Annotated in this window: 12 protein-coding genes and 1 pseudogene; 9 read left to right on the top strand and 4 right to left on the bottom strand. The window is 74.5% G+C overall.

Annotated features, from left to right (window positions below; genetic code table 11):
- Positions 1-1571 (bottom strand): annotated as a pseudogene (locus ACH4PU_RS23900) (VioB - polyketide synthase); the annotation flags it as partial.
- A complete protein-coding gene (locus ACH4PU_RS23905) occupies positions 1568-3133 on the bottom strand; it encodes a flavin monoamine oxidase family protein (RefSeq protein WP_398275534.1) in 1566 nt (521 codons plus the stop codon). The pseudogene ACH4PU_RS23900 and the gene ACH4PU_RS23905, both read right to left, overlap by 4 nt.
- Positions 3134-3515: 382 nt before the next feature.
- Between ACH4PU_RS23905 and ACH4PU_RS23910 the strand changes: the two genes are divergently transcribed.
- Both ACH4PU_RS23910 and ACH4PU_RS23915 read left to right on the top strand, forming a co-directional pair.
- A complete protein-coding gene (locus tag ACH4PU_RS23910; protein WP_398275537.1) occupies positions 3516-4577 on the top strand; it encodes a DMT family transporter in 1062 nt (353 codons plus the stop codon).
- 190 nt (positions 4578-4767) lie between these two features.
- Complete coding sequence (locus tag ACH4PU_RS23915; RefSeq protein ID WP_398275540.1) at positions 4768-5274, top strand: inorganic diphosphatase; 507 nt, start codon at positions 4768-4770, stop codon at positions 5272-5274.
- A gap of 105 nt (positions 5275-5379) precedes the next feature.
- Here ACH4PU_RS23915 and ACH4PU_RS23920 read toward each other — a convergent pair whose 3' ends face one another.
- Both ACH4PU_RS23920 and ACH4PU_RS23925 read right to left on the bottom strand, forming a co-directional pair.
- Positions 5380-5793 (bottom strand): SsgA family sporulation/cell division regulator, encoded by a 414-nt coding sequence (locus tag ACH4PU_RS23920; RefSeq protein WP_398275543.1) that lies wholly within the window; start codon positions 5791-5793, stop codon positions 5380-5382.
- A 321-nt stretch (positions 5794-6114) separates the two neighbouring features.
- Complete coding sequence (locus ACH4PU_RS23925) at positions 6115-6417, bottom strand: YciI family protein (RefSeq protein ID WP_185943420.1); 303 nt, start codon at positions 6415-6417, stop codon at positions 6115-6117.
- A 47-nt stretch (positions 6418-6464) separates the two neighbouring features.
- Here ACH4PU_RS23925 and ACH4PU_RS23930 point away from each other — a divergent pair, with 47 nt between their 5' ends.
- From ACH4PU_RS23930 to ACH4PU_RS23960, 7 genes are all read left to right on the top strand, one after another.
- On the top strand, positions 6465-7172 hold the full coding sequence (locus ACH4PU_RS23930; protein ID WP_398275547.1) for an endonuclease V: 708 nt from the start codon (positions 6465-6467) through the stop codon (positions 7170-7172).
- 102 nt (positions 7173-7274) lie between these two features.
- Positions 7275-8198 (top strand): dihydrodipicolinate synthase family protein, encoded by a 924-nt coding sequence (locus ACH4PU_RS23935; protein ID WP_398275549.1) that lies wholly within the window; start codon positions 7275-7277, stop codon positions 8196-8198.
- A gap of 115 nt (positions 8199-8313) precedes the next feature.
- Complete coding sequence (locus ACH4PU_RS23940) at positions 8314-8682, top strand: MmcQ/YjbR family DNA-binding protein (RefSeq protein WP_398275551.1); 369 nt, start codon at positions 8314-8316, stop codon at positions 8680-8682.
- A gap of 213 nt (positions 8683-8895) precedes the next feature.
- Complete coding sequence (locus ACH4PU_RS23945; protein ID WP_398275554.1) at positions 8896-10038, top strand: CaiB/BaiF CoA transferase family protein; 1143 nt, start codon at positions 8896-8898, stop codon at positions 10036-10038.
- An 8-nt stretch (positions 10039-10046) separates the two neighbouring features.
- Positions 10047-11189: an acyl-CoA dehydrogenase family protein gene (locus ACH4PU_RS23950; RefSeq protein ID WP_398275812.1), complete on the top strand. Its 1143-nt coding sequence runs from the start codon at positions 10047-10049 to the stop codon at positions 11187-11189.
- Between the two features lie 48 nt (positions 11190-11237).
- Entirely contained in the window at positions 11238-12452 is a 1215-nt protein-coding gene (locus tag ACH4PU_RS23955) for an acetyl-CoA C-acetyltransferase (RefSeq protein ID WP_398275557.1), read from the top strand.
- Between the two features lie 71 nt (positions 12453-12523).
- Positions 12524-14734: a 3-hydroxyacyl-CoA dehydrogenase NAD-binding domain-containing protein gene (locus tag ACH4PU_RS23960; protein WP_398275560.1), complete on the top strand. Its 2211-nt coding sequence runs from the start codon at positions 12524-12526 to the stop codon at positions 14732-14734.
- Positions 14735-14824 lie beyond the last annotated feature (90 nt).

Genomic DNA, 14824 nt, shown 5'->3' on the forward strand with positions numbered 1-14824 from the left:
CTGCCGCCTGGGCCAGCGCCCTCTCCATCACCGGACCTACCACCGGGCCCGCCACCGGACCCACCCCCCGCCCCACCACCCGGGCCGCCCCCCGGACCGGTAATCGATTCCCCACCCGCCCCCTCGTCCCGCCCCGCCCGCAACCCCAGCACCACAGCGTCCGCGCAGCGCGCCCCCGGCGTGCCCGCCACGCGGTCGGCGGGCAGCGCACGCGGGTTGTAGTACTGGCGTACGCGCACCTCCACGGGCGCCGGGCGCCCGCGGACGAACGAGCGCAGGCGCACACGGACGGCGTGGTCGGCGCCGCGCGCGCGGTCGCGGTGGTGGAGCACCACGAGCGCGTCGTCCGACTGCACGACGGCCTCCCGCTCGGCCAGCAGCGTCCGCCGCCGCCCGCCGGGCCCCGTCCGGATCAGGAACAGCCGCTCGTCCGCGGCGTCCGGAGCGCCGGCGGCCCGAGCCACCGTGACGAGCCCCGACGTCTCGTCCGACGGGTACGCGCCGGCGGGCAGCCGGGCGACGAGCGCCCCCGACGCCGTCCGCAGCTCCAGGTCGCCCAGGTCCAGGGCCGGCCCGAGCGCGTGCAGGGGGCCCGGCCCCGCCTCCGCCGCCCGGTGCGTGACCGGCACGGCGGTGATCATGTCCAGGACCACCAGGCCGTCCGTCAGCCGCACCGAGAGATGGCGCAACGGGCTCCCGGCGACCGGCTCCAGCAGCCGCCCCGCCGGATAGGTGCGCAACTCGTGGGCGTACCAAGGGGCGACCGTGCCCCGGACGCGCCAGTGGCCGGGGGCGTCGGGGACGGCGGGGGAGCTCATACCGTCCAGGGCGAACCGGACGACGAGCCCGTCCGCACCGCCCTCCGCGACCGCCGCCCGCAGTGCCTCCGCGACGGGGGAGCGGACCGCGCCGGGCAGCCACTCCGCCTCCTCGCGGACGACCACGAACTGGTGCACGGCGGCGTACCGCAACTGCTCGGCGAGCAGGTGCTCGCCGACGTCCAGGATCCGTCCGAACTGCACCCAGCGGGGCGGCTGGAAGCCGGTGACCCCACCGGTGAACAGATAGCCGTCGTCATGCGAGCGCCCCAGCCGGCCGACGCCGAACCGGCCCGTCATCAGCGCCGTCGTCCACCGAGACGCGGGATCGAGGTCGAAGACCCGGGCCCGGTTGACGGTGGTGCGCAGGTACGGGTTGTAGTGGCCCCAGACGTCCACGGCGCGCCCGACGACCGGGTCATCGGTGTCCGTCCGCCCGTCGGGTCCCTGGACGGCGGTGACGCGCGCGTCGAAGAGGAAGTGCCCGTTCCCGTCGAGGTTCCAGCCCGTCGCCACGCTGAACTCGCCGTCCGGGCACGGGCGTCCGCCGCGGTCGTAGCGGGGTCCGCGGCGGCGCAGCCAGGCGTGGTACTCACCGGCCGGCCGGTCGGCGGGGAACGGGACGGGCTCCGGCCCGTCGTCGACGAGGGCGCGCGGGCCCGTCACGTCCACCAGACCGTTGCGCGGCCCGGTGGGCAGCCGGGTGGTGGCGACGCCGGCGAAGTGCAGCCGGGGCAGGTCGAAGACGCTCACCGCAGGGCCCCCGCGCGCCCCCGGCGGCCGTTCGCGCCCGGGACGCGGACCGGCGGCGCGTAGTGGACGACCTGGTGGACGGCGTGCAGCGCGGACTCGATGGCGCCCTCGATCCAGGCGGGCGCGGTGGAGCAGTGCTCGCCCGCGAAGAACAGCCGGCCGACCGGCCGGGCGGCGCGCAGCCGTTCCATCTCGCACTCGGCCGCCGACCTGCCCCAGCGGGTGGCGCAGCCGCCGCTCCACCGCGACAGCCCCCAGACGGCGCTCGCCGAACCCAGCACCATGCCGGGCCGCCGCAGCCGGGGGTGGGCGGCGGCGAGCTCGTCGAGGACGAGCCGGTGCCGCCGGCGGGCCGGCAGCCGGCCGAGCCGCTCGGCCTCGTCGCCGATCGTGTAGCTGGCGAGCAGCGCGGCGCCGTGGCCGGCGGCGGGACCGTCCACCGCGTCCACCGCGGCGTCGTCCACCGCCGGGTAGTAGGTCTGGCGTATCAGCCCCCCGGTGAACGACGCGCCGCCCCGGATGCCCTCCTCCCGCCAGAAGGGCTCCCGGCAGTGGAGGGCCACCTTGGTCGCCGGGCAGTAGACGACGTCCTCCAGCACGGCGCGCTTGTCGTCGTCGACGCCGGTCAGGTCGAGCCGCCGGAGCGCCGGGAAGGGCAGGGTGCAGACGACGAAGTCGGCGTGTTCCACCGTGGTGCGCGCCCCGGCGCGGACGCGCACGAGCACGCCGTCGTCCCGGACGTCGATGCCGACGACCCGCCGCCCGCAGGAGAGGCGGCCCTTGAGCCGGCCGGCGAGCCGGCGCGGCAGCTGGTCCATGCCGCCGTGCAGGCGGAGCAGGGCCGGGCTGGTCTCGGTCAGGATGTCGTCCAGGAAGCTGTTGAGGCGCCCGCTGCACCCGGTGCGGATCTCCGGATGGGCGGAGAACAGGGAGTGCAGGTCGATCCGGTCGCGGGCCGGCCCGCGCAGGTGGGGGGCCGGGTCGAGGCGGGCGACGAGGTCGAGGAGCTGGCGGTGCAGGTCGTCGCGGAGCGCCGCGCGCAGCTCGGGCGGGGCGGTGGCGTCGACGACGGCGGTCAGCCAGGCGCCGAAGGCGATGGTCGGGGCGTCGTACCGGCGGTCGGCGCCGCGCAGCGCGAGCTCGGCGCGGAAACCCGCGCACAGCGGCCCGGAGGCGTCCCTGACCCGGACGAAACCCGAGGGGATGCGCAGGAAGGCGTTCTCCTCGGAGAGGAGCGTGGTGAACCGGCGCAGATTTCCCGTCAGCCCCATCCGGTCGATGTATTCGAGGGTGAGGCGGTGGTGCGCCGGAATGCGCATGGCGCCCAGCTCCACCGCCGGCGCGCCCGGTCCGGTGCCGAAGCGGTGGGTGTGGACGCGTCCGCCGATACGGGTGTTGCCCTCGATCACCTCGACGTGGAAGCCGCGGCGTTCCAGCTCGTAGGCGGTGGTGAGCCCGGCCACCCCGGCCCCCAGCACCAGGACGCGCGGCCGGTCCCGCCCGCTCCCGCCGAAACTCTCGTCGAATGTGTGCACATGCCAGACTTCAGACGTGCCGGACATCGTGGTTCCCCCCGCAAATGCGACCTATTTCCATTTTGTGGTTCCTAAAGACGTCACGGGATCGGGAGTCGCACAACGGTTTTTCCGGACAGGGCGGACTTGTGGGTATTCCGGCAGGTCGGCCGGCGGGAGGCGTAGAGGAATTACGCGCAGGGGATAAGCGGGACCCCGGGCCGTTGCGGACCGCGGATCACGCGGGGCGCTCGTCCGCCGCGCGACGGAAGGACCGCCCGACCTGCTGCGACCCGCGCGGCGGGCCACCGCGGGGTCGTACTCCATCGGGAGTACGGAGAACCCCGTTCCCAGGGACGAGGACGCAGCGCGCGGGGCGCGGCATCGTGGAAGGTATGAAGGACGACGGTACGGACCACAGGGGCACCCCGTGAGCCTCCTGGCGCTCTCGGTCCTGCTCTGCCTGGTGTCCGCCGTCTGCTACGCGGCGGCGGCCATCGTGCAGGAGCGGGTCGCCGTGACGGCCGGCGGCGGCATCCGCGGGCCGCTGCGCAGCGGGGCCTGGTGGGGTGCCGTGGCCCTGACCGGCCTGGGCGCCGGGCTGCACGTGCTGGCGCTCGCCTGGGGGCCGCTGAGCCTGGTGCAGCCGATGGGGGCGCTCACGATCGTCTTCGCGCTGCCCATGGCCGCCGTCTTCGCGCACCGGCCGGTCGGCGCCGCCGGGTACCGCGGGGCGCTGCTGGCCACCGGCGGCCTCGCCGGCCTGCTCGCGCTCACCGGACCGCCCGGCACCGAATCCCTCCCCGCCGGCGAACGGCCGCTGCTCGCCGGGGGAATGGGCGCCGCCGTGGCCCTGACGGCCCTCGTCGCCCGCCGGCTGCGACGGCCCGTCGTCCGCGGCGTCCTCCTGGCCACGGCGGCGGGCGTCGCCTTCGGCATGGGCTCGGTCTTCACCAAGGCCGCGGCCGAGGACGTCACCGGGCACCGGACGGGTGCGCTCCTGCCCACGCTCGTCATCACGGCGGTCCTGGCCTCGGCGGGCATGCTCCTCTCCCAGGCGTCCTACCGCGGCGCGGGCCTCGCGGCCCCGCTGGCCACCGTCACCGTCGCCAACCCCGTCGTGGCCGCCGCCGTGGGGGTCTGCTGCCTGGGCGAGGCGTTCCGCTACGGCCTGACGGGCGGGGTGCTCGCCGGGCTGGCGGGCGCCGCCGCGGCGGCGGGGGTGATCATGCTGACGTTCCGGGGCGCGGCGGGGGCACCGGAGGCACCAGGGGCGGCGGAGGCGGAGGCGCCGCCGGCCGGTCTCGTCGGCCCACGACGGGAAGGGCGGGTGCCGGGGGGCGCGTCACCGCTCGACGGCCCCGGCGCGTACGGTCCGTCCACTCCGCTCGCCGGGCCGCCTCCCGGCTCGGCGGTCCGGAGGCCCGTCACCCGCTCCGGCCGGCGGTGCCTGGTCTCGTCGCCGGCGCGGCAGCGGTCCCGGACGGGCTGACGGCGCCCTCCGCGGCCCGCCGCCGCGCAGGGGAGCGACGTAACGGGCAAGCCGGGCAACCCGGTTGGCGTGCCACCGCGGAAGCGGCCGCCCGGGCCGGAACCGCACCGTGGTGCCCGTGCGCCCGCGGCGCCACCATGGGTGCCGGCCGCGTCAGAGCCGACGCGCCGCCGTCTACCGAGGAGCGCCCGTGGACTTCGACGTCGTCGTGGAGATCCCGCAAGGCAGCCGCAACAAGTACGAGATGGACCACCGGCTCGGGCGCATCCGGCTGGACCGGCTGCTCTTCACGTCCACCCGGTACCCCGCCGACTACGGCTACGTGGACGGCACCCTGGGCGCCGACGGGCAGCCGCTGGACGCCCTCGTCCTGGCCGGGGACCCCACGTTCCCCGGGGTGGTGGTCCGCTGCCGGGCGATCGGCATGTTCCGGATGCGGGACGAACAGGGCGAGGACGACAAGGTGCTCTGTGTGCCGGCCGCCGACCCCCGCCACGAGCACCTGCGCGACCTGCGCCACCTCCCCGAGTACGACCGGCTGGAGATCCAGCACTTCTTCGAGGTCTACAAGGAACTGGAACCGGGCAAGTCCGTCGAGAACGCCTGCTGGGCCGACCGCGCGGCGGCCGAGGCGGAGATCCTCGCCTCCCGCGTCCGCGCCCGCGCCGGGGACGCGACGGAAGGTCCGGCCCGCTAGGGAGCCGCGGCACGCGCCGCCGGACGCTCCCGGAACCCACCGGACGGCCGGCGGCCGGAGCCGCCTCCCCACAGCTCTCCCCACGCCAATCCGACCGGTCGGTATTCAGAGCTGACGCAGCAGCGCCTCGACACCCCCGTCGACGTCGAGGCAGCCGGCCTCGCCGCCCACCGGCACCAGCGCGTACGAACGCGCCAGGAACCCGCGCAGTTCGGCGGTGTCGATCTGCACCATGGCCACGCCCTCCGGCGCGTGGAACTCCAGGACCGTCCGCTCCGGCCCGCACGGCCAGACCCGGACGTCACCGCCGCCCGACGGGGACAGCAGCCCCCCGGCCAGCAGTTCGCGCGCGAACGCCCACTCGACCTCGGCGCCGTCGAGCGAGGCGGCCGGCGGGAAGGCGATGCGCACGGCGAAGGGGTCGGCGCGCCGGTACCGGAGCTGGGCGGGGACGGAACGGGACTGGGGGGAGGACGCGATGAGTCGGGCCTGGACGGCCTGGTCGATGACGGTGGGCAACGCCTTCTCCCTTGCGGTTGGTTGGTCTTCCCGATGGCGGGGGCCGGGGCACTCCGCAGGGTGAGACGGCGGATCGCGGGACTCAGTGCTGGATTCGAGCGTGAGATGCGTCACGACCCTTGATTGAACAGGGCATTTCATGCCTCTGCCTATGAATGCCTACGAAGGCGAGCACTTCCGCCAAGAGTGAGGGTTCGCGCTTACCAGGCTTCCGTTGCCTGACGCCTCTGCCGCCGCAGTGGTCACGGCGGCGGTCGCGAAGCGGGCAACCACACGACGAAAAAGGCGAATTGGTCCCTGTGTCCCCCTGCGGCTCCCGGCTCAGGACGGGGGCCGCTGCTCCCGGTACGCCTCCAGCGCCGGCGCCGTCTTCGTCGGGACGAACTCGGTGATCGTGTACTCGCATACCCCCGCCACCGAGAACGGATCGCTCCGCGTGATCTCCTCCATCTTCGCCCGGTCCTCGCCGACCGCGAGGATGACGCCGCCGTCCCGGGGCACCTTGCGCCCGGAGGCGAGGAACACCCCCGACGCGTAGTGCGCGTCCAGCCAGGCGAGGTGTTCGGCGTGCGCGGCTTCCACGCGGTCGAGCGGCGCGATGTAGGTCAGCTCCAGTACGAACATGATCACAGGCTACGGCCCGGGCGGCCGTCCCGTACGGTGTCCTCGCCATGAACCACACGACTGATGACACGACCGGTGAACCGCCCCCCGACTGGCCCACCACCGAGGCGGAGGCGCTCGCCGTGCAGAACGCGCTCCGGGAGCGCGTGATCCTCGACGAACCCGGTCCCGCGCCCGGCGCCGGGCTGACCGCCGTGGGTGTCGACGTCGCGTACGACGACGACCGCGACCTCGTCGCCGCCGCGGCCGTCGCCCTCGACACCCGCACCCTGCGCGTCGTCGCGGAGGCCACGGCCGTCGGCCGGGTGGCGTTCCCGTACGTCCCCGGGCTGCTCGCCTTCCGCGAGATACCGACGGTCCTGACCGCGCTCGGCCGGCTGCCCGCCACCCCGGACCTCGTCGTCTGCGACGGCTACGGCCTCGCCCACCCCCGCCGCTTCGGCCTCGCCGCGCACCTGGGCGTGCTGACGGGACTGCCGACGATCGGGGTCGCGAAGAACCCGTTCACCTTCCGTCACGCGCCGCCCGGACCGGCCCGGGGCGACGCGGCGCCCCTGCTGGACGGGGACGAGGAGGTCGGCCGCGCCCTGCGCACCCGGGAGGGCGTCAAACCGGTGTACGTCTCCGTCGGCCACCGCGTGAACCTGGACCGCGCCTGCGCCCACACCCTCGGCCTGGCCCGCCGCTACCGCCTCCCGGAGACGACCCGCGCGGCGGACGCGCTGTGCCGGAAGGTGCTGGCGGAGGCGCGGTGAAGGGGACGTGAAGGGGAGGGGCGGCGGTCGCCTCTTGGCGGACCCGCCGCCGGGGTAGGCAGGCCACAACAGGCCGCCCGCCGACCGACCCCGGAGGACCCCGTGCGACCGACCGGATTCATCCCGCCCCTCTGCACCCCCCTCACCCCCGACGGTGCCGTCGACACCGGCTCCCTGCGCCGGCTCGTCGAGCACGTCCTGGACGGCGGCGCCTCGGCGCTGTTCGCGCTCGGCACCTGCGGCGAGGCCGTCTTCCTCACCGACGAGCAGCGCCGTACGGTCGTGCGGACCACCGTCGAGGCGGCGGCCGGACGCGTCCCCGTCCTCGCCGGCGTCATCGACACGACCACCCCGCGGGTACGGGAGCGCGCGCGGGAGGCGGCCGCGCTGGGCGCCGACGCCCTCGTGGCCACCGCGCCGTTCTACACGGACACCCGCCCCGCCGAGACGGCCGACCACTTCCGCCGCGTGCATGCCGAGACGGGCCTGCCCCTGATCGCCTACGACATCCCCTCCCGCGTCCACACCAAGCTGCCGCCCGCCGTCCTCCTGGACCTCGCCGAGGACCGCACCCTCGCCGGCCTCAAGGACAGCAGCGGCGACCTCGACACCCTGCGCCACCTCCTGGTGGCCCTCCGCCGCCGCGGCCTGGACCGCGACTTCGCCGTCCTCACCGGCTCCGAACTCACCGCCGACGCCGCCCTCCTGATCGGCGCCGACGGCGTCGTCGCCGGCCTCGGCAACGTCGACCCGGCCGCCTACACCCGCCTCCACACCCACGCCCAAGCCGGCCGCTGGCCGGAAGCGGTCGCCGAACAGAACCGCCTCACCACCCTCCAGACCCTGATCCGCGCGGGCGACACGTCGGACATGAGCGGCACGGCGGCGGCCGTGGGGGCCTTCAAGGCGGCGCTGGAACTCCTCGGAGTGATCGACTGCCGGACCACGGCGGCACCGCTGCGGCCGCTGCCGGAGGACGCGGTGCGGGAGGTGGAACGCCTGCTGAAGGACGGCGGACTGCTGTGAACGGGCGCTCCCGCCCGGCGCGGCCAGCCCCGTGAACAGGGGCCGGCGGGAGCGCGGCGGTGTCAGCCCCTAGCGTGGACGCCAACGATCACCGCCACCCACCACCGGAGCCCCCATGCCGTCCGCGCCCCGCAGTACCCGCGCCAGGATCCGCGAGTTCGCCCTCTCCCTCCCCGAGGCCGTCGAGGAGTTCCCCTGGGGCGAGAGTGCCGTCGTCAAGGTCAACAAGAAGATCTTCGTGTTCCTGGGGGCCGAGGGCGCGGAGGCGCCCGGGATCAGCGTCAAGCTGCGGGACGAGGAGGCGCACGGCCATGCCCTCGCCGTGCCCGGTGCCGCGCCCTCGGGGTACGGGCTGGGCCGGTCCGGCTGGGTGTCCGTGCCGCTCGCGGCCGGGGGTGCGCCCGTGGAGCTGCTCTGCGACTGGGTGGAGGAGCGCTACCGCACCATCGCGCCGAAGCGGTTGGTGGCGCGGCTCGACGGGTGACGTACGGGCTGCCGCTCGCCGCCCGTCAAGTGGCGTCCGTCGCCCGGGGCTTGTGGAGAGTGGAACACGTTCTTAACATCGCGAGTGTTACAGCGGTCTTGTCATAGAGATTCGTCACAGAGATTTCGTCGGAGAGCTCGGCAGGGTTTTCGTCGGAGATTTCGTCAGAGAGACGTCGTGTCGGCAGGGCGACGGTCACGGGGAGCGAGCCGGATGGCAGATGTAGCGGGTGGGCCGCTCGCCGGGGTGCGGGTCGTCGAGCTGGCCGGGATCGGGCCCGGGCCGTTCGCCGGGATGCTGCTGGGGGACCTGGGGGCCGATGTGGTCCGCGTGGACCGGCCGGAGGGGCCCGGGCTGGGCATCGATCCGCGGCGGGACGTCACCCACCGCAACAAGCGCTCCGTGGGCGTCGACCTGAAGGCGGACGGCGGGGTGGAGGCCGTGCTCGACCTCGTCGGGCGGGCCGACGTGCTGCTGGAGGGGTACCGGCCCGGGGTCGCCGAGCGGCTCGGCGTCGGGCCCGGGCCGTGCCTCGAACGCAACCCCCGGCTGGTGTACGGGCGGATGACCGGGTGGGGGCAGGACGGGCCGCTCGCGCGGGCCGCCGGGCACGACATCGGCTACATCGCCGTCACCGGCGCGCTCGGGCTGACCGGCCCGGCCGGCGGGCCGCCGTACCCGCCCGCCAACCTGCTCGGCGACTACGCCGGCGGCTCGCTGTACCTCGTCGTCGGCGTCCTCTCCGCACTCCTGCACGCCCGGGCCACCGGCACCGGGCAGGTCGTCGACGCCGCCATCGTCGACGGCACCGCCCATCTCACCGCCATGCTCCACGGCATGCTCGCCGCCGGCGCCTGGCAGGACCGGCGCGGCGGCAACCTGCTGGACGGCGGCGCGCCCTTCTACGGCGTCTACGAGACGTCCGACGGCGGGCACATGGCCGTCGGGGCGCTCGAGCCGCGGTTCTACGGGGAGTTCGTACGGTTGCTGGGGCTGGATGACGCGGAGGCCACCGCGCGGGACGATCCCGGGCGGTGGGGGGAGCTGAGGGACGCCGTCGCCGAGCGGTTCCGGGGGCGTACCCGGGCCGAGTGGACGGCGGTGTTCGAAGGGACGGACGCCTGCGTCGCGCCCGTCCTCTCGCTGCGCGAGGCCCCCGGCCATCCGCACCTCGCCGCCCGCGGCACCTTCGCCGACCGCGACGGCGTCGTCCAGCCCGCCCCCGCGCCCCGCTTCTCCGCCACCCCGGGCTCCCTCCGCCGGCCGCCCGCGCCGCCCGGTGCGCACACCGAGGAGGTCGCCCGCGACTGGGGCGTCCCCCGCCTCCGCAGCCTCCCAGAGAAGGGCCCGCAGTGATGCAAGCGATGGAGCGCCGGCTTTTCGACGACCGGCACGACGCCTTCCGGGCCACCGTCCGGACCTTCCTCGACCGCGAGGTCGCGCCGCACTACGAGCGGTGGGAGGAGGACGGCGTGGTCGCCCGCGACGTCTGGCGGGCGGCCGGCAAGCAGGGGCTGCTCGGGCTCGCCGTGCCCGAGGAGTACGGCGGCGGGGGCACCCCGGACTTCCGGTTCGGCGTCGTCCTCGCCGAGGAGTTCGCCCGCGCGGGCGCGGCCGGGTTCGCCGCCGGGCTGCACAACGACATCATCGGGCCGTACCTCACCGCCCTCGCCACCGAGGAGCAGAAGCGGCGCTGGCTGCCCGGCTTCTGCAGCGGCGAGACGGTCACCGCCATCGCCATGACCGAGCCCGGGGCCGGCTCCGATCTGCAGGGGATCCGCACGACGGCCGTGGACGCGGGCGACCACTGGCTGCTCGACGGCTCCAAGACGTTCATCTCCAACGGGATCCTCGCCGACCTGGTGATCGTCGTGGCCCGGACCACCCCCGAGGGCGGGGCCAGGGGACTCAGCCTGCTCGTCGTCGAACGCGGCATGGAAGGGTTCGAGCGCGGCCGGAACCTCGCCAAGATCGGGCAGAAGGCGCAGGACACCGCCGAGCTCTTCTTCGACGACGTCCGCGTCCCCAAGGAGAACCTGCTCGGGGACCTGCACGGCGCGTTCGGCCACCTCATGGCCAACCTCCCGCAGGAGCGGCTGCAGATCGCCGTCTCCGCCGCGGCCGTCGCCGAGCACCTGGTGGAGATCACCACCCGGTACGTCAAGGAGCGCGAGGCGTTCGGCCGGCCGCTCGCCCGGTTCCAGCACATCCGCTTCGAGCTCGCGGAGATGGCCACCGAATGCGCCGTCACCCGGGTCTTCGTCGACCGCTGCGTGGAGGAGCACGCCGGCGGGCGGCTCGACACCGCCCACGCGTCGATGGCCAAGTGGTGGGCGACCGAGCTGCAGAAGCGCGTCGCCGACCGGTGCCTCCAACTGCACGGCGGGTACGGCTATATGGCCGAGTACCCGGTCGCCCGGGCCTTCACCGACGGCCGGATCCAGACGATCTACGGCGGCACGACCGAGATCATGAAGGAGATCATCGGCCGTTCGCTGCTGGCCTGACCCGCCCGACCGCGTTATCGAGACCCATCCCCAGGAAGGTTGCCGAACTTGAGCACCGAAGCGTACGTCTACGACGCCATCCGCACCCCCAGGGGCCGCGGCAAGGCGAACGGCTCCCTGCACGGCACCAAGCCCATCGACCTCGTCGTCGGACTCCTCCACGAGCTGCGGCGCCGCTTCCCGGACCTCGACCCCGCCGCGATCGACGACATCGTGCTCGGCGTGGTCAGCCCCGTCGGCGAGCAGGGCTCGGACATCGCGCGGATCGCCGCCGTCGCCGCGGGGCTGCCCGAGACCGTCGCCGGCGTCCAGCAGAACCGCTTCTGTGCCTCCGGCCTCGAAGCCGTCAACACGGCCGCCGCCAAGGTGCGTTCGGGGTGGGAGGACCTGGTCCTCGCGGGCGGCGTCGAGTCCATGTCCCGGGTGCCCATGGCCTCCGACGGCGGCGCCTGGTTCGGCGACCCGATGACCAACTTCGCCACCGGCTTCGTCCCCCAGGGCGTCAGCGCCGACCTCATCGCCACCCTCGGCGGCTACACCCGCCACGACGTGGACGCCTTCGCCGCCCGCTCCCAGGAGAACGCCGCCCGGGCCTGGAAGGAGGGCCGCTTCGACCGCTCCGTCGTCCCCGTTCGCGACCGCAACGAGCTCGTCGTCCTCGACCGCGACGAGCACCTGCGCCCCGGCACCACCCCCGAGACCCTCGCCAAGCTCAAGCCGTCCTTCGCCGGCATCGGTGAGGCGGCCGGCTTCGACGCCGTGGCCCTGGCCAAGTACCACTGGGTGGAGCGGATCGACCACGTCCACCACGCCGGCAACTCCTCCGGCATCGTCGACGGCGCCGCCCTCGTCGCCATCGGCAACGAGCGGACCGGCGAGCGCTACGGACTCACCCCGCGCGCCCGGATCGTCTCCGCCGCGGTCTCCGGCTCCGAGCCGACCATCATGCTCACCGGCCCCGCGCCCGCCTGCCGCAAGGCCCTGGCCAAGGCCGGGCTGACCATCGACGACATCGACCTCGTCGAGATGAACGAGGCGTTCGCCGCCGTCGTGCTGCGCTTCGCCGACGACATGGGCATCGGCCTGGAGAAGATCAACGTCAACGGCGGGGCCATCGCCCTCGGCCACCCGCTCGGCGCCACCGGGGCGATGCTCCTGGGTACGGTCGTCGACGAACTGGAGCGCCAGGGCAAGCGGTACGGGCTGGTCACGCTGTGCGTGGGCGGGGGCATGGGCGTCGCCACCGTCGTCGAGCGCCTGTGAGCGGCGGGCAGCACCGGATTCCGTCCCGCCCCGGCCGTACCCGCCACCCAGACCTCCAGGAGAACCCCACCATGAGCACCACCGGAACCACCGACACTCCCAGCACCCCCAGCCCCGCCGAGACCATCCGCTGGGAACAGGACGCCGACGGCATCGTCACCCTCGTCCTCGACGACCCGAACCAGTCCGCCAACACCATGAACCGGAACTTCCAGTCCTCCCTCACGGCGGTCGCCGACCGCCTGGAGGCCGAACGGGAGTCCGTCCGTGGCGTGGTCTTCACTTCCGCGAAGAAGACCTTCTTCGCCGGCGGCGACCTGCGCGAGCTCATCGCGCTCCGGCCGGAGGACGCGGAGACCGCGTTCCAGGCCACCCAGGAGCTCAAGCACGACCTGCGCCGCATCGAGACCCTCGGCGTCCCGGTCGTCGCCGCCCTCAACGGCGCGGCGCTCGGCGGGGGGTTCGAGATCGCCCTCGCCTGCCACCACCGGATCGCCCTCGACGCGCCCGGCGCGAAGTTCGGGCTGCCGGAGGTCACCCTCGGCCTGCTGCCCGGCGGCGGTGGCGTCACCCGTACCGTACGCCTCCTGGGCATCGCCGACGCGCTGCTGAAGGTCCTCGTCCAGGGCACCCAGTACAGCCCCCGGCGGGCGCTGGAGGCCGGGCTCGTCCACGAGGTCGTCGACAGCCCAGAGGAACTCCTCGCCAAGGCGCGGGAGTTCGTCCTCGCCCACCCCGAGTCGCGGCAGCCCTGGGACACCGACGGCTACCGGATGCCCGGCGGGACGCCGTCCCACCCGGCCCTCGCCGCCAACCTGCCCGCCTTCCCGGCGACGCTCGTCAAGCAGACGTCGGGCGCCCCCTACCCGGCCCCCCGCAGCATCCTCGCCGCGGCCGTCGAAGGCGCCCAGGTCGACTTCGAGACCGCCTCGACCATCGAGTCCCGGTACTTCGTGGACCTGGCCACCGGGCAGACGAGCAAGAACATGATCCAGGCGTTCTTCTTCGACCTCCAGGCGGTCAACGCCGGCCGCAGCCGGCCCGCGGGGCCGGAACAGCGGAAGGTCCGCAAGGCCGCCGTCCTGGGCGCCGGCATGATGGGCGCCGGCATCGCCTACGCCTGCGCCCGCGCCGGCATCGACGTCGTCCTCAAGGACGTCTCGCTCGACAACGCCCGCAAGGGCAAGGAGTACTCGGCCGGGCTGCTCGCCAAGGCCCTGGCCAAGGGGCGGACGACAGAGGAGCAGCGGGACGCGCTCCTCGCCCGCATCACCCCCACCGCCGACCCGGCCGACCTGGCCGGCTGCGACGCCGTCATCGAGGCCGTCTTCGAGGACCCGGCCCTGAAGCACAAGGTGTTCCAGGAGATCCAGCACGTCGTCGCCCCCGACGCGCTGCTCTGCTCCAACACCTCGACCCTGCCCATCACCCTGCTCGCCGAGGGCGTCGAGCGGCCCGCCGACTTCGTCGGGCTGCACTTCTTCTCGCCCGTCGACAAGATGCCGCTCATCGAGATCATCAAGGGCGAGCGCACCGGCGACGAGGCCCTGGCCCGCGCCTTCGACCTGGTGCGGCAGCTCCGCAAGACGCCCATCGTCGTCAACGACTCGCGCGGTTTCTTCACCTCGCGGGTGATCGGCCGGTTCATCTCCGAGGGCGTCGCCATGATCGGCGAGGGCGTGCCCGCCGCCACCGTGGAACAGGCCGCCGCCCAGGCCGGCTACCCCGCCAAGGTGCTCTCCCTGATGGACGAGCTCACCCTCACCCTGCCCCGCCGCATCCGCGAGGAGGCCCGCCGCGCCACCGAGGCGGCCGGCGGCACCTGGACCCCGCACCCGGCGGACGCCGTCATCGACCGGATGATCGACGAGTTCGGGCGCACCGGCCGCGCGGGCGGCGCCGGCTTCTACGACTACGAGGACGGCCGCCGGACGGGCCTGTGGCCGGGCCTGGCCGAGCACTTCGGCCGCGCGGTGAAGCCGGCCGACATCCCGCTGACCGAGCTCCAGGAGCGGATGCTGTTCGCCGAGGCGCTGGACACCGTCCGCTGTCTGGAGGAGGGCGTCCTCACCTCGGTCGCCGACGCCAACATCGGCTCCCTCCTCGGCATCGGCTTCCCCGGCTGGACCGGCGGCGCCCTCCAGTACGTCAACGGCTACCCCGGCGGGCCGGCCGGCTTCACCGCCCGCGCGCGCGAACTCCAGACGGCGTACGGCGACCGCTTCGCGCCGTCGCCGCTGCTGCTGGAGAAGGCGGAGCGGGGGGAGTTCTTCAAGGACTGACGGGGAGGTCGCGAAGGGCCGGCGCTTCGGCGCCGTCCGGACGGGCCGTCAAGGCGGCCCGCTCCGGGCGCCGACGGCCGGGCTTCCTAT

The sequence above is a fragment of the Streptomyces sp. NPDC021100 genome (assembly GCF_044333095.1).
Lineage (GTDB): Bacteria > Actinomycetota > Actinomycetes > Streptomycetales > Streptomycetaceae > Streptomyces.